Genomic DNA, 15,403 nt, shown 5'->3' with positions numbered 1-15,403 from the left:
TTCCGTGCGGACGGTCCGATGGCCCCTCGTCCGGCCCCCCACCGGGAACCGTCTCGGATCCGAGAAATGCGGGCGGCGCCGCTGGTTCGGGGTCTCGCGGTCGCGTGTCATGACGGTGCACAACCGCTCGATCCCCCTGAGGAGCACACATGACCAGCCCTTCCCACGAAACGCCGGGCGTCGTCCGGGCCCCGCGCGGCACCGAGCTCAACACCCTCGGCTGGCAGCAGGAGGGCGCCCTTCGGATGCTCATGAACAATCTCGACCCCGAGGTCGCCGAGCACCCCGAGGACCTCGTCGTCTACGGCGGCACCGGGAAGGCCGCCCGCAACCACGCGGCGTACGAAGCGATCGTCCGCACGCTCAAGACCCTGAAGGACGACGAGACCCTCCTCGTGCAGTCCGGCAAGCCGGTCGGTGTGATGCGCACGAACGAGTGGGCGCCCCGGGTGCTCCTCGCCAACTCCAACCTCGTGGGCGACTGGGCCAACTGGGAGGAGTTCCGCAAGCTGGAGGCCGAAGGCCTGACCATGTACGGCCAGATGACGGCCGGTTCGTGGATCTACATCGGTTCGCAGGGCATTCTGCAGGGCACGTACGAGACCTTCGGCGCCGTCGCCCGCAAGAAGTTCGACGGCACGCTCGCCGGCACGATCACGCTGACCGCCGGCATGGGCGGCATGGGTGGCGCCCAGCCGCTGGCCGTGACGATGAACGACGGCGTCGCGATCTGCGTCGACGTCGACGAGACGCGCATCGACCGCCGTATCGGCACCCGCTACCTGGACGTCAAGGCCGACAACCTCGACCACGCCCTGGAGCTGGCCGTCCAGGCCCGCGACGAGCGCCGCGGCCTGTCCATCGGTGTGGTCGGCAACGCCGCCGAGATCTTCCCGGAGCTGCTCCGTCGCGAGGCCCCGATCGACATCGTGACCGACCAGACCTCGGCCCACGACCCGCTGGCCTACCTGCCCGTCGGCATCTCGGTCGACGACTGGCACAAGGAGCGCGAGGCGGACCCGGCCGGCTTCACCGAGAAGTCCCGCCGGTCGATGGCGCTGCACGTCGAGGCCATGGTCGGCTTCCTGGACAAGGGCGCCGAGGTCTTCGACTACGGCAACTCGATCCGCGACGAGGCCCGCAAGGCCGGCTACGACCGCGCCTTCGACTTCCCCGGCTTCGTCCCGGCGCACATCCGTCCCCTCTTCGAGGAGGGCCTCGGCCCGTTCCGCTGGGCCGCCCTGTCCGGCGACCCCGAGGACATCGCGAAGACGGACAAGGCGATCAAGGAGCTGTTCCCGGAGAACAAGCACCTGCACCGCTGGCTGGACATGGCCGGCGAGCGCGTCTCGTTCGAGGGCCTGCCCGCGCGCATCTGCTGGCTCGGCTACGGCGAGCGTCACCTGGCCGGCCTCAAGTTCAACGAGATGGTCGCGAACGGCGAGCTCTCCGCCCCGGTCGCCATCGGCCGCGACCACCTGGACTCCGGCTCGGTGGCCTCCCCCTACCGCGAGACCGAGTCGATGCTGGACGGCTCGGACGCGATCGCCGACTGGCCGCTGCTCAACGCCCTCGTGAACACCTCCTCGGGTGCCTCCTGGGTCTCCATCCACCACGGCGGCGGCGTCGGCATGGGCCGCTCCATCCACGCCGGCCAGGTCTGCATCGCGGACGGCACCGAGCTGGCCGCGAGGAAGCTCGAGCGCGTCCTGACCAACGACCCCGGCATGGGCGTCATCCGTCACGTGGACGCCGGTTACGAGTACGCCGCCTCGGTCGCCAAGGAGCGCGGTGTGCGCGTCCCCATGACGGAGTCCGAGGGCCACTCGGCATGAGCGCGTCCCCGGAGACCGCTCCTGCGGTCACCGTCGTCCCGGCCCGGCCCTGGTCGGGCCGGGACGACGGACCCGGCGCGGAGAACCTGCGCTGGCACCATGCCGTCGAGCTCGATCCCGAGCTGACGGAGCCGGGCGACCTCGCCTTCGTGGGGTTCGCCAGTGACGAGGGTGTACGCCGCAACAAGGGGCGGCCGGGCGCCGCGCAGGGTCCTGCCGCCCTGCGCCGGGCCCTCGCCTCGATGGCGCTGCCCAAGCCGCTGCGGGCACTGGACGCCGGCGACGTGACCGTCGCCGGTGACGCTCTGGAGGGCGGTCAGCAGCGCCTCGGCGCGGCGGTAGCGGAGCTCGTCGACCGGGGTCACCCGGTGGTCGTGCTCGGCGGCGGTCACGAGGTCGCGTTCGGTACGTACAGCGGTCTGGAGCAGACCCGGGCCGTGCGGGCCGGCGGGCGGCTCGGGGTGCTGAACCTCGACGCGCACTTCGATCTGCGCGACGACGTGCGGCCCAGTTCGGGCACGCCGTTCCTGCAGATGGCGCAGAGCGAGGCGCGGCAGGGCCGAGACCTCAACTACTGGGTGCTCGGCATCAGTCAGGCCGGCAACACCCAGGCGCTGTTCCGCACCGCCGAGTCGCTCGGGGTGCGGTACCTGCAGGACAGCGAGTGCGGTCTGCTGGACGTGGCGCGGGTCGATGCGTTCGTCGAGGAGTTCCTCGAGAGCTGCGATCTCGTCCATCTGACGATCGACCTCGACGTGCTGCCGGCGGCCGTGGCCCCCGGGGTCAGCGCGCCCGCCGCGTACGGCGTGCCGATGGAGGTCGTCGAGCGGGTGTGCGCACGGGTCGCGCGCAGCGGCAAGCTCGTGGTCGTCGATGTCGCCGAGCTCAATCCGGAGTTCGACGTCGACCAGCGCACGGCGCGGGCCGGTGCCCGGCTCGTGCACCGGACGGCCACCACCTGGGCGTGACGCCCACTCCCCGAACAGGCCGCCAGGTCGCCCGGCATACGAGAGCCGCGGCCTGGCGGCCGCGGCTTTCCCGCCGTGAGCGGCTCAGCGGAGGTCGGTGAGGGCGACCACCGCGAGGACCCCGTCGACCGCGATGTCGGCGGGGTCCTCGTCGTCGTGGAGCAGGACCGCGTCGAGCCGGTCGAGCCGGACCGCGTCCTGGTCCAGGGTCGCGGAGCCGTCGAGGACGATCGCGAACAGGCGCGTCCCGGGCGCCGGGCGCAGCACCGTGCGGCCGCGCTCGATGGTCACCTCGGCCTGCGCGTCGGTGCGGCGGGTCATCACGTTGAAGTCGACGATGGGGCCGTCGAGCAGCCGGCAGTCGGTGGCGGCGTCGCCGGAGAAGGCGAGGGGCGTGTAGCGGGTGTCGACGACGTGTTCCGTGCCGTCGACGGTGAGCGCCATGCCCGGTCCCTCCACGACCGTGATGATGCGGTCGATGTCCTCGAAGGCGGAGAAGGGGCCGCTGGTCGCGACGTCGGCGACGCTGATGCGCCAGACGAAGTCGTCGGTGCCGGCACCCCGGGGGTGGGCGAGGACCTCGGTGGTGATGCCGCCGCCGTTCTTCCACGGTGCGGGGGTCCGCTCGTGTGCGCGCAGGATCTGGGGTGCCATGAGAGGGAGGGGGTCCTTCCTGTTCCGGGTGGGTCGGTGTGGTGGGGGAACACACGGTAGGGGAAGACGTGGTGGGGAAACGCGACCTCCTCCCCCGCGGCCGAGGGCTGCGGGAGAGGAGGTTGTCACGTCTTCGAGCGGGCTAGCGCTGGGGGGTGTGGCGTGTTTCGAGGGCGGCCTCGGTGAAGACCCGGTAGCCGGCCTCGGGGTCGTAGCCGTGGATCTCGCGGGTGTCGAGGGCGGCCATGTAGGCCAGGACGTCCTTGCTGACGACCTGTCCGGGGACGAGCACGGGGAAGCCGGGCGGGTAGGGGGTGACGAACGTGGCGGAGACGACCGTGCGGCCGTGGGCCATCGCGTCGGTGATCTCCTGTGTGGACAGGTGCTCGCACTCGGTGTCGTCGTAGGCGAGGAAGAACGCGGAGCGCATGTCGCCCTCGGGGGTGTGCGGGCTCGGCCGGAACACCGGGTGGAACGCACTGAAGTCGGGCAGCGCAGCGGAGCCCGTGCCGAGTCCGGAGACGACCCCGTGGTGCACGGCGAGGTCGTGCGGGCTCATCTCGCCGACGCGCTCCTCCAGGTCCTCGGCGATGCGCACGAGGACCTCGATGAGGTAGGCGACGGAGCTGCGGGTGGTGCCGATGTTCGTCATGAACAGCAGCGTGTTGCGGGTCGTCTTGTTGACCTGCACGCCGTGGCGGTCCATCAGGAGGTCGTGCTTGAAGGTGTCGCCGTCGATGCCGGTGCGCCCGATGTGCAGGGTGGCACGGGTGGGATCGAGGACGAACTCGTCCTCCTCCCAGGCACGTTCCATCCGGGCGAGCCCGGCCGGGAGCGGCTGTTCGATGCCGGAGGAGCGGAAGCGCGGCGGAATCAGCTCGGGCGTGGTGAGGATGTGCAGGTAGCGGCTGAGCAGCGGGTGCTGGTCGACGGCGTCGCGGAGCACTCCGGCCTGTTCGAGCTGCTTCTGGACGAGGGCGTAGCCCTCCAGGACGGCCTGTCGGCGGCCGAGGTCCATGGAGGCGAGGATCTGGTAGTTGGGCGAGGTCGAGGTGTGCGTCATGTACGCCTCGTGGAAGACCTCGGCGACCTTGTGCCGGAAGTCCTGGTCGAAGACGTGGACCATGGAGCCCTGGCGCAGCGAGGTGAGCGTCTTGTGCGTGGACTGCGTGGCGTAGACGCGGACACGGACCTGCTCGGGGTCGGGCATCAGCCGGGTGGTGGCCAGGGTCTCGTCGTCCGGGTCGTCGCCGAGGCTCGCGCGGTGGGCGGCGTACGTGTCGGCGTAGGCGGGGTCGCGGTAGCGGTCGGTGAGGGTGCGGGCGGAGGCCATCGCGGTGCGCCGGCGGTAGACGGGGTGGAAGCGGGCGAAGGCGAACCACGCCTCGTCCCACAGGAACGCCAGGTCCGGCTTGAGGGCCAGGCACTCCTCCATCACGCGCGACGGGTTGTAGACGATGCCGTCGAAGGTGCAGTTGGTGAGCATCAGCAGCTTGACGCGGTGCAGGACGCCCTCGCGCTTGAGCATCAGCAGCTTGCGCTTGATCTCCTCGACGGGGACTGCCCCGTACATGCCGTACTCGTCGAGGGGATAGGCGTCCAGGTAGACGACGTGGGCGCCGGCGAGGACCAGTCCGTAGTGGTGGGACTTGTGGCAGTTGCGGTCCACGAGCACGATGTCGCCGGGGCGCACCATCGCCTGCACGACGATCTTGTTGGCGGTCGAGGTGCCGTTGGTGACGAAGTACGTCCGGCGGGCGCCGAAGGCCTCGGCGGCCAGGTCCTGGGCCTTGCGCAGCGGGCCTGTGGGGGCGAGCAGGGAGTCCAGGCCGCCGGAGGTGGCGGAGGTCTCGGCGAGGAAGATGTTGAGGCCGTAGAAGTCGGCGATCTCCGGGATCCAGGGCGAGTTGAGCACCGAGGCGCCGCGCGAGATGGGCAGGGCGTGGAAGACGCCGGTGGGCTTGCGGCTGTGGGCTCGCAGCGCCGTGAAGAACGGGGCGCGGTGCCGCTCGGTGATGCCGTGCAGGATCGACAGATGCAGTTCGAGCAGGCCCTCGCGGGCGTGGAAGACGCGCCGGAAGCGGCGGCTGAGGCGGCCGGCGGTGGACTCGACGGCCCGCTCGGACACGAGGTAGAGGTCGAGTTCGGGGCGCAGGGCGAGGAGGCGGTCGCCGAGGGCACGGACCTGGTCGTCGCTGTCGCCGGGGGTGGCGGCGGGGGCGTCGGCGGACTCGTCGAAGAAGCGGCGTACGACGCTGAGGTCGTGGCGGGAGCGGTCGGTGAACCGGTCGCGGATGACGACGGCCTGGAGGCTGGAGTTGACCAGCGAGGTGATGACCGCGTCCTCGAAGCTGGGGGCGACGACGATCTCGTAGACGAACTCGTCGTCGGGGCGGCGCAGTCGGCGCAGTTCGGCGCGGAGCGCCTGCTCCTCGGCGGCGTCCAGATCGCCGACGACGAGGACCTCGAAGTACGGGGTGGAGGGCGCGGGCGTGGTGTACGGCGCCTCGGCGCTCTCGTCGGCGCGGCCGCTCGGGGTGGCGGCGGTGTGCGGGGCGGTGCCGCGGTGCCGGTGGCCGGCCAGGGCGCGGTCGAGTTCGTCGGCGCGCTGGGCGAGGTGCCGGTGCTCCCCCTGGTCGTGGAGTGCGCCGAGTTCCCTCAGGGCGGCTGTGCCCGGGAAGGCCCAGCAGTGCTCGATGGGTGTCAGGAGGCGGATGAGCTCCTGGATGCCCGCGGTGGTGTGCGGGCCGTTCCCGCTCTGTGTGGCGAGGCGGTGGGTGAGGTCTGTCAGTGAGCTCCAGGCGTCGGCGCGCAGTTGCCCGACGCTGTTGTGCACCGTGGCGGTCGGCAGGTCATTCACCGGGGAAAGGGCTCCTTCTGAGGGCTGCCCGGCCCGCCGCGGACGGGGAGGGCACGAGGGGCGAGGCGTGCGCGGCAGCGGCCTGCCGCACCTCCCGGGTCCCGCGGGACCCGGGAGGTGGGGGGGGACGGGCGTCCGGATCAGACGAGGGCGCCGGTCACGGACTCGGCGGCGGCCAGGGCGCGGCCGGAGGACACGTACTGGACGGCCTCCTCGATCTCCGGGGCGAGCCAGCGGTCGGTGCCGGGGCCCTCGACGGTCACGCGCAGGCCGTCGCGCACGGCCGCGGTGGCCGGGGCGGGGGTCAGCGGGGCGCGCAGGTCCAGGGCGCGGGCGGCGGTGTAGAGCTCGACGGCCAGGACGCGGCCGAGGCCGTCGATGGCGCGGCGCAGCTTGCGGGCGGCCGCCCAGCCCATGGACACGTGGTCCTCCTGCATGGCGCTGGAGGGGATCGAGTCCACGGAGGCCGGGGCGGCGAGCCGCTTGAGCTCGGAGACGATCGCGGCCTGGGTGTACTGGGCGATCATGTGGCCGGAGTCCACGCCCGGGTCGTCGGCCAGGAAGGCGTTCAGACCGCGGTTGCGGGCCGGGTCGAGGAAGCGGTCGGTGCGGCGCTCGGAGATCGAGGCGACGTCGGCGACGGTGATCGCGAGGAAGTCGAGCACCGCGGCGACGGGGGCGCCGTGGAAGTTGCCGTTGCTCTCGACGCGACCGTCGAGGGTGACGACCGGGTTGTCGACGGCGCTGGCCAGCTCGCGGGAGGCGATGAGCTCGGCGTGGGTGAGGGTGTCACGGGCGGTGCCGTGGACCTGCGGGGTGCAGCGCAGCGAGTAGGCGTCCTGGACGTAGGTGCAGTCCGGGCCGGCGTGGCTGGCGATGATCGCCGAGTCGGCGAGCAGGGAGCGCAGGTTGCCGGCGCTGTCGCCCTGGCCGGGGTGCGGACGCATGGCCTGCAGGTCGGCGGCGAACACGGCGTCGGTGCCGAGCTGGCCCTCGACGCTCATGGCGGCGGCGATGTCGGCGGTGCTCAGCAGGCGGCGCAGGTCGTGGGCGGCGAGGACGAGCATGCCGAGCATGCCGTCGGTGCCGTTGATGAGGGCGAGGCCCTCCTTCTCCTCCAGGACGACCGGGGCGATGCCGGCGGCGGCGAGGGCCTCGGCGGCGGGCTTGCGCTCACCGTCGGCGGTGCGGACGACGCCCTCACCCATGACGGCGAGCGCGCAGTGCGCGAGGGGGGCCAGGTCGCCGGAGCAGCCGAGCGAGCCGTACTCGTGGACGACCGGGGTGATGCCGGCGTTCAGGAGCGCGGCGTAGGCCTCGGCGGTCTCGGTACGGACGCCGGTGCGGCCGGTGGCGAGGGTGGACAGGCGCAGCAGCATGAGGGCACGGACGACCTCGCGCTCGACCTCGGGGCCGGAACCGGCCGCGTGCGAGCGCACGAGGCTGCGCTGGAGCTGCGTGCGCAGCTCGGTGGGGATGTGGCGGGTCGCCAGGGCACCGAAGCCGGTGGAGACGCCGTAGTGGGGCTTGACGTCGTCGGCGAGGGCCTTGACGACCTCGCGACTGCGAGCGATCTCCTTGAGGGCCTCGGGCGAGAGGATCACCTGGGCACCGTGACGGGCAACGGACACGACTTCGTCGGGGGAAGGGGCACCGACTCCAACAACAACAGCGGTCATGCACCTATGAAGCCGCAGGCAGACGGCCTCCGGCAGCCCTGGGGAAGGTGTTGTGTCTGGGATCCAAGACATCCTGTCTGTGATCCCAGACAGATCGTTTGAGTCGTGACTGGTCTAGTCTCGGCCCATGAGCATCGTCCCGGCCGCCGCCCAGGTCCTGGCCGTCCTGCGTTATCTGGCCCGCCAGGCCGCGCCCGTGCCCGCGGCCGCCATCAGCCGCGACGTGGGGCTGCCGCGCTCGACGACGTATCACCTGCTCGACACGCTCGCGGCGGACGGCTTCGTGGTGCATCTGCCGGAGGAGCGGCGCTACGGACTCGGGGTGAGCGCCTTCGAGCTCGCGTCCGGGTACGAGCGGCAGGCGCCCTTCCAGCGGCTCGCGCGCGCCCCGCTCGCCTCGCTCGTCGACCGCACGGGACACAACGCGAACCTGGCGGTGCTGCACGGCCGTGAGGTCATCTACGTGATCGAGGAGCGCGCCCCGGGCCGTCCGCCCCTGGTCAGTGAGGTCGGTGTGCGGCTGCCGGCCACGCTGACGGCGAGCGGCCGGGCCGTCCTCGCTCTGCTTCCGCCCGCCCAGGTGAGGGCGCTCTTTCCCGACCGGTCGGCGTTCGTGCAGCGGCACGGCGCGGGTCCTGCGACGCTGACCGCGCTGCACGCCCTGCTGACCCAGGCGCGGCGGCGCGGGTACGCGACGGAGGAGGGCGAGGTGACGCCCGGCCTGTCCTCGATCGCTGCACCTGTGCTCGACCACCACGCGCATCCGATCGCAGGTGTCTCGGTGACCTTCCCTGACGAGGCGGTCGACGAGACGGAGCGGCAGCGGATCGCGGGGCACGTGGCGCAGACGGCTCGCGAGCTGACCCGCCGGGTGGGCGGCGCGACGCCCGCGCCGGGTGCGCCCGCCCCGTAGGCCGGCGAACTGGGGGCGGATGGCCGACGGCCGACGGCCGACACCCGACGGCGGATGGCGGATGACGGGTGACGGATGGCGGGTGGCGGGTGACGGATGACGGATGGCGGATGGTGGGTGGCGGATGGTGGGTGGCGGATGGCGGATGGCGGATGGCGGATGGTGGGTGGCGGATGGCGGATGGCGGATGGCAGATGGCAGATGGCAGATGGCAGATGGCGGATGGCGGATGGCGGATGGCGGGCTACGAGGTGGGGACGCCGACCTGGGCCCAGGCCTTGAGTACCGCCTGGACCTCGTCGCCTTCGCCGTACAGAGAGCGCGCGGTCGCGGCGGTGAGGCGGGCGAAGTCCGCGAACTGGGCGTCCTCTGCGAGTTCGCCGCCGGTCAGCGCGGCGTACCAGATGTTCCCCGCCCGCTCCCAGGCGTTTCCGCCGAGGGCGGTGGCGACCCGGTAGAAGGCGTGGTTGGGGATGCCGGAGTTGATGTGCACGCCACCGTTGTCCCGGCTGGTGCGCACGAAACCGTCCATGGTAGCCGGCTGCGGGTCCTTGCCGAGCTGGTCGTCGTCGTACGCGGTACCCGGGGCCTTCAGGGAACGCAGGGCCTCGCCGCTGATGCGTGGCCCGAACAGTCCGGCGCCGATGAGCCAGTCTGCCCGGTCGGCGCTCTGGCCCAGCGCGTACTGCTTCACCAGGGACCCGAACACGTCCGAGACCGACTCGTTCAGCGCTCCGGACTGGCCAAAGTACTCCAGGTTGGCGGTGTACTGCGTGACGCCGTGCGTCAGTTCGTGGCCGATGACGTCGACGGAGACGGTGAAGTCGAGGAAGAGCTCGCCGTCACCGTCGCCGAACACCATCCGCTCACCGTCCCAGAAGGCGTTGTCGTACTTGTCGCCGTAGTGCACGGTCGCGTCCAGGGGCAGCCCGGAGTCGTCGATCGAGTGCCTCCCGAACGCCTTCAGGTACAGCTCGAACGTCGCACCGAGACCGGCGTGCGCGCGGTTGACGGTGGAGTCGCCGGAGGACGGGTCACTCTCCGCGTGAACCTTGACGCCGGGAAGCGTCTCGGTGTGCCGGGCGTCGTAGATGGTGCGTTGAGGCTTCTCCGAGGGTGTACCGACGGGGGCCGCAGCGCCGCGGACGGCCGTGACGCGGCGCCGGGTGCGCATCGCGCCGTCGTGCTCCAGAGTGCGCCGTGCGGGCTCGTACACCCTGGGGTCTTCGGCCTGCGCGAGCCTGTCGAGGATGTGGGGCGGCACGATCGTGCAGAACACCGATGAGATTTCCATGAACACACGTTGGCACACTGTCATCAGTCGGTAGCGCATCGTAGCCCTGTTGGCGAATTGGCGTCGCCGTCCGGCCGGAAGTCATGAGCGGCCGCCTGCAACTCGCGGCAGGGCGCGACCGAAACGCGCCTCGCGGCAGGGCGCAGCCGAAACCCGACTCACGCCCTGTCCCCGGTCGCCCCCGGGATGCGCGACCAGCGGGCAGCCTGCGCAAACGAAAGGATTGAAGAAATATGTAGATCGGTCTACTGTCTCCTCATGGGACTGAAGGGCGCCGAGACGCGGGACCGGATGCTGGACGCGACACAGGAGTTGATCGAGACCGGGGGATACCTCGGCGCCGGACTCAACCAGGTGATCGCGGCCAGCGGCACACCACGCGGCTCGCTGTACTTCCACTTCCCCGGCGGCAAGGACCAGTTGGTCGGCGAGTCCATCCGGCGGTCCGGACGCATGATCGGCGACGCCCTGGAGGGTTTGGCCGACTCCAGTACGTCGGTGGCCGAGTTCGTCGACGCGGTCCTGCGGCAGTTGGGCGACCGACTGGAGGAGTCGGGGTGGCGCAAGGGGTGCCCGGTGGCCACCGTCGCGCTGGAGACGGCCTCCACCAACGACCCCTTGCAGGAAGCCTGCTCGGAGGTCTACACCTCATGGGCGGCGACCCTGCGCGCACGACTGGCGGACCGCCCGGACGCCGACGACCTCGCCGTCATGATTCTCGCCCTCATGGAGGGGGCACTCCTGCTGGCCCGAACGCACCGCAGCAGGGAGCCGCTGGACGGGGTCGCCCGCCAGATCGGCATCCTGCTGAGCTGACACGGCCCGCCGTAATCGGCGGGCTCTTTGCTGGCCCAAAAATATGTAGACCGATCTATTAAGGAGTCCCATGGACGCGATCGTCTTCGGCGCAACCGGCTTCATCGGCCGCGCCCTCGTCGCCGAGCTGCTCACCCGGGGTCAGCGGGTGGCAGCGGCCGTACGCAACGACACCCTCACCCCCTGGCTGACCTCCCGGGGCGTTGACGTCGACGGTCTCGACATCGTCGCCGCCGACATCACACGACCGCTGGCGGGACTGCCCGAGGTCCGCGACGTCTACAACGCCGCCGGCCGCTTCGCCTTCGGACTCGGCGAGCAGGAGGCGCGCGCGACCAACGTCACGGGGGCGCTCAACGTGCTCGAATGGGCCGCCACGCTGCCCCGGCTGCGACGGCTGGTGCACATCAGCGGGTACCGGGTGAGCGGAACCGACTCCCACCCCGATTACGCGAGGCTGGGAGCCTACGAGGCGTCGAAGCACGAGGGCGATCTCGCGGTACGCACACGGGCGGACGCTCTGTCGGTCCCGCTCACCATCGCCAATCCCAGCACCGTGATCGGGCCGGGCCAGCACATCGGCCTGGCCGCCCTTGTCGAGGACCTGTGGAACGGGCGGCTCCCCGCACTGCCCGGAGGCCCCGACACCTTCCTGCCCGTCGTCACGCTCGACTACTTCGTGCGGTTTCTGGCGGAGATCCCCGCGTCGCCCGCGGGTGAGCACTACTGGGTGCTCGACGACGCCACCCCTCCCCTGCCCGAGCTGATCGGCACGCTCGCCGACCGCATGGGCGTACGGGCACCTCGCCGGACTGTTCCCGCCGGCCTGGTGCGGCGTCTGCCGCGCAGGTTGACCGGGGCCGACCCCGAGACGCTGTCCTTCCTGTCGGCCGACCGCTACCCGACAGCCTCCGCGCGCGCCTTCGCCTCGAGCGTCGGCCTGGAGATGCCTCCGGCAGGCGATGCCCTGCGCGCGTGGGCCGACGACCTGGTGGCCGCCCGCTTCGGTGCCGCATCCCCCTGGCTCAGCCCGTACGGCTTCCACGACGTGTCCGGCAGCCCGACGTGGGTGACCGGCGACCGGCACAGCCCCACCCACGTCCTGCTGCACGGACTCCCGATGAACGCCGACCTCTGGGCGCCCCTCGCCGCCCACCTCCCCGGCCCGGTCCTGGCCCCCGACCTGCCGGGCCTGGGGCGCTCGGCCGCCACGACCCAGCCGGCGGACGCGTGGCTGGCCGACCTGCTGAGGCCGGTGCGGACCCGCCCCGCGCTGGTCGCACACTCCCTGGCCTGCGGACCCGCGCTCCGCTTCGCCGTCGACCATCCGGACCGCATCAGCAGACTCGTCCTCGTCGCGCCGGCATTCCTGCAAGCACCCGCCCCACGACTGGCCCGCTCGGTCCTGGCCGCGCCGATGATGCGCCGCATGTCCGCCGCCCGGCTGGCTGGGGCACTCGGCGTCCCCGAAGGACCAGAAGTACAGAGCGCCGCAGCGGACCTGCGCCGCCCCGGAGTGGCGCGCCGGGTGGCCGCGGCCGTACGCACGGACACGGCCGACCGTCGGCGGTCGCGGGAACTGCTGGACCGCGTGACCGTCCCTGTCGAGATCATCGCGGGCTCGGCCGACCCGCTGGTCACGGCCGTGGACTTCCCGGTGACCGAGATCGCCGGGGCCGGTCACTATCCCCAGCTGACGCACCCCTCAGAGCTTGCGCACCACCTCGGCGCAAGGTGACCCCAAGAAGCCTCAGCGGGGCTGAGGGCTCAGCGCCCCGGTCGTGCAGGCGGCAGCGACGTGGCCGTTCCCGGGGGAGACGGCCGGCGGGCAGGGGTGAAGGCTGTCTTCCGGCGCCCTCGCTCGGTGGGCGCCGGAAGGCGGTGGCGTACGTCTTGCGTGGCCTTCGGGTCAGCGGAAGGTGACGGAAGCGCCGCCCGCCGGGGTGGTGACGGAGGCCGGGCAGAGGAAGCTGCCCGAGGTGCGGGTGGCGGTGAAGGCGCGGTTGACGTACCTGCGGGTCGTTCCGTCCCGGTCCCAGACCAGGGCGGTGGCCCGGTAGCGGCAGCTGATGAACGACTGCTGGCCGGTGATGTCGATCATGTCGGTGCGCGCGGTGGCGGTGGCGTCGTCGAAGGTGAAGGAGGGGTTGTTGTTGAGCGTGGCGGTGATCCCGCCGTCGCAGGTGAGGTTGCCGCCGGGGCGGTTGACGGTGGCCCGGTCGACGGACAGAGCGTTGGGCGGGGCGGCGCTGGTGTTCGCGCCGGTCCACGTACAGGTGCTGCCGGCGACCACGATGACGCCGTCGGCCTTGAGTTCGGCGGTCGGGCCGATCGCGGTGGCGGTGACCGTGCCGGCGACGACCGTCGCGAGAGTCAGGGCGGCGATGCCGGTGTAGCGGGAGATGTGCCTCATGTCGCTCCTCCTTGCCACGTCCTTGTGGCGTCTGGGGGGCGAGGCCGGGAAGCCTCGCGGGAGAAGTGCGGAGAGATCTCGTACGGCGGCACGTCCGGCGGCAGGCGGTTCCGACGGGGTTCGTGACGCGCAAGGAGCGTGACACGGAGGTCGCGAAATGTCATGGCCACGCCAATCAATTGGCCGGATCCCGGCACGCGCCGGACCGGGCGCACGGAATCTGCGGCCTCTCGCCCTTGAGCGGGCGTCAGAGGGCCTCGTACGCCGACGGGACGGTGACCGAAGTCGACAACTGCGAGCGCACTGAGGACCACGGGAGCGGATCCAAGCCATAGCTCGGCGACGAAACTCACCCCGCGAGGCCCCGAATTGCACAGACGACGGCCTGAGTACCTCGGCAGAGCATCGAGAGGGCTCCCGCCCGCCACCTGATGTTCCGGCACCCGCTGATCACATCGGCCGTCGTCGATTGACTGAGCACGCTATGCGGCCTGGATGGACAACTCCGATGCTCAGGCTCGGTGCAGGCACTGAGTCGGCCACTCCACCAACTGAAGCGGATGTCCCCGGGAAATCGGGTCGACGGAGCGTTGCGTAACGGCGAGTATGCGACGCGACCGCTCAAGCACCCGGAGTCTCAATGAACGAGTCAAGCCGTGAGACCACCGCCTCGGCGGCCTACAGCGACGGGAAGGGCGCGTCTACTGCCTCTGATGGCGCTATTTGAAAACGGTTCTGACCGCAGTTCCGTGAATGACCTCCGGCGCTGGTGTCGACGGCTGTGGTCGCGTGTCGTCACGCGTGTTCGTCTGCAGATGCAGTGATGGCAGGATCGGAGTCGTCGGGCAGGAGTTCAAGCACAAGGGTCACGGCCTCTTCGGCGGTGTCGACCTCGCCGATCACGGCGGAGGGAGAGCGTCGGCGAACCTTGAAGCGTCCGTTGTGCAGGGGCTCGATCGATCCGGCCTGCATGCTCCAGGGGTAGCTGATGGAGCTGCTGAAGAGCAGGGTGAAGTGGCTGGTGAACGGGTACAGCCGCCGGAGTCGTGGTTGGGCAGCAGCAGCCTCCATCAGTGGGACGATGCCCGGATACGGGCGCCCGGGCGAGCGGACCTGATGTACTGCCTGCATCCACCGCCAGCTGAGTCGTAGGGACTCCCAGCGGGCCTCGACGGCCTCCGCCAGCCCGCGACTGCGTGCTGCGGCCATGTCCGGCAGAGCAGGTCTTGGAGGCAGGGGCAGCTGTCGGCTGGAGGTCTCTTCGGTCGCGTCCACTGCCACAGTTTCGCGGATGGAGTCTGAAAGCGGTGCTCTGATAACGGAGAGCACGACCGGGTAAGGACGCGTATCCCGGAGGAGCCGGAATGACGCTCGGCCGTACATGGCTCTCTTGACCGTTTTGATGCGGTTGACGTTGCCCTCTCCAGTGTTCCGACCTCATGGCGGCAGACGCCCCGCTCACGATCGAGCACATCGGCCACTGGGAGATCTGCTCGAACTGCTGTCGACACCTGACCGACGCCGCCAACCAGACGCTGAACGGCGGGCCCCAGTGACTAGGTCATGCCGTCAGACCGACAGGCGGGGCCGCGGTGAAGAGTCTTCCGTCCCGCAGCAGCGCCCAAAGGACGCTCACACGCCTGCGCGCCAGAGCAATGACAGCCTGGACATGCCTGCAGCCTTCGCCGCGTTTCTTGAGGTAGAAGTCTCGGTTCGGCCCTTCACGCATGACGCTGGTCTGCGCGGACATGTAGAAGACCCTGCGCAGGCGGCGGCTGTAGCGCTTGGGCCGGTGGAGGTTGCCAGTGCGGCGACCGGAGTCACGCGGGACGGGCACCAGCCCCGCTGCCGAGGCCAGATGGCCGGCGTCGGCCTTAGAGGTCCTAACAAAGGCGTTGGACGTGTCGGTGGGTGATGAGGCAGGTAGCGAGGCCGAGGAAGGCTTCGTGGATGTCGTCGCGTCGTTCCCAT

General features: G+C 70.9%; 12 protein-coding genes. 5 read left to right on the top strand and 7 right to left on the bottom strand.

Features of this window, described 5'->3' with window-relative positions; genetic code table 11:
• Nucleotides 1-149 precede the first annotated feature (149 nt).
• Complete coding sequence (gene hutU / locus ACF07V_RS35870) at nt 150-1,835, top strand: urocanate hydratase (RefSeq protein WP_392159932.1); 1,686 nt, start codon at nt 150-152, stop codon at nt 1,833-1,835.
• Nucleotides 1,832-2,803 carry a formimidoylglutamase gene (gene hutG, locus ACF07V_RS35865; RefSeq protein WP_392159930.1) on the top strand — a complete coding sequence of 324 codons (972 nt, stop codon included), beginning with the start codon at nt 1,832-1,834 and terminating at the stop codon, nt 2,801-2,803. Before hutU ends, hutG begins: the two co-directional genes overlap by 4 nt.
• An 84-nt stretch (nt 2,804-2,887) precedes the next feature.
• On the opposite strand, the gene ACF07V_RS35860 is transcribed toward hutG, so the two are convergent.
• The 3 genes from ACF07V_RS35860 to hutH all read right to left on the bottom strand — a co-directional run bounded on the left by ACF07V_RS35860 (nt 2,888) and on the right by hutH (nt 7,996).
• The gene (locus ACF07V_RS35860; protein WP_392159928.1) at nt 2,888-3,457 is read right to left on the bottom strand and encodes a HutD family protein; all 570 of its coding nucleotides are present in this window, start codon (nt 3,455-3,457) and stop codon (nt 2,888-2,890) included.
• 142 nt (nt 3,458-3,599) lie between these two features.
• The gene (locus tag ACF07V_RS35855) at nt 3,600-6,317 is read right to left on the bottom strand and encodes an aminotransferase class I/II-fold pyridoxal phosphate-dependent enzyme (RefSeq protein WP_392159926.1); all 2,718 of its coding nucleotides are present in this window, start codon (nt 6,315-6,317) and stop codon (nt 3,600-3,602) included.
• A 140-nt stretch (nt 6,318-6,457) separates the two neighbouring features.
• Entirely contained in the window at nt 6,458-7,996 is a 1,539-nt protein-coding gene (gene hutH / locus ACF07V_RS35850; protein WP_392159924.1) for a histidine ammonia-lyase, read from the bottom strand.
• Nucleotides 7,997-8,123: 127 nt separating this feature from the next.
• Here hutH and ACF07V_RS35845 point away from each other — a divergent pair, with 127 nt between their 5' ends.
• On the top strand, nt 8,124-8,909 hold the full coding sequence (locus ACF07V_RS35845; protein WP_392159922.1) for an IclR family transcriptional regulator: 786 nt from the start codon (nt 8,124-8,126) through the stop codon (nt 8,907-8,909).
• A 244-nt stretch (nt 8,910-9,153) separates the two neighbouring features.
• Here the strand turns inward: ACF07V_RS35845 and ACF07V_RS35840 are convergent, their stop codons facing one another.
• Nucleotides 9,154-10,203, bottom strand: coding sequence for a M4 family metallopeptidase (locus ACF07V_RS35840; protein WP_392159920.1), 1,050 nt, complete (start codon nt 10,201-10,203; stop codon nt 9,154-9,156).
• A 258-nt stretch (nt 10,204-10,461) separates the two neighbouring features.
• On the opposite strand from ACF07V_RS35840, the gene ACF07V_RS35835 reads away from it, so the two are divergent.
• Both ACF07V_RS35835 and ACF07V_RS35830 read left to right on the top strand, forming a co-directional pair.
• Nucleotides 10,462-11,019, top strand: a complete 558-nt coding sequence (locus ACF07V_RS35835) for a TetR/AcrR family transcriptional regulator (protein WP_392159918.1) — start codon at nt 10,462-10,464, stop codon at nt 11,017-11,019.
• A gap of 70 nt (nt 11,020-11,089) precedes the next feature.
• Complete coding sequence (locus tag ACF07V_RS35830) at nt 11,090-12,757, top strand: alpha/beta fold hydrolase (protein WP_392159916.1); 1,668 nt, start codon at nt 11,090-11,092, stop codon at nt 12,755-12,757.
• Nucleotides 12,758-12,928: 171 nt separating this feature from the next.
• On the opposite strand, the gene ACF07V_RS35825 is transcribed toward ACF07V_RS35830, so the two are convergent.
• The 3 genes from ACF07V_RS35825 to ACF07V_RS35815 all read right to left on the bottom strand — a co-directional run.
• Nucleotides 12,929-13,432 carry a hypothetical protein gene (locus ACF07V_RS35825; protein ID WP_392159914.1) on the bottom strand — a complete coding sequence of 168 codons (504 nt, stop codon included), beginning with the start codon at nt 13,430-13,432 and terminating at the stop codon, nt 12,929-12,931.
• A gap of 795 nt (nt 13,433-14,227) precedes the next feature.
• On the bottom strand, nt 14,228-14,707 hold the full coding sequence (locus tag ACF07V_RS35820; RefSeq protein ID WP_392159912.1) for a DUF6193 family natural product biosynthesis protein: 480 nt from the start codon (nt 14,705-14,707) through the stop codon (nt 14,228-14,230).
• Between the two features lie 286 nt (nt 14,708-14,993).
• Nucleotides 14,994-15,403, bottom strand: a 410-nt coding sequence (locus tag ACF07V_RS35815; RefSeq protein WP_392159910.1) for a transposase, incomplete at its 5' end; no start/stop codon positions are given.

This window comes from Streptomyces sp. NPDC015661 (assembly GCF_043077765.1).
Classification (GTDB): Bacteria; Actinomycetota; Actinomycetes; order Streptomycetales; family Streptomycetaceae; genus Streptomyces.
Note: the sequence above shows the minus strand (reverse complement) of the source record. Positions and strands in the feature narration are given on the sequence as shown.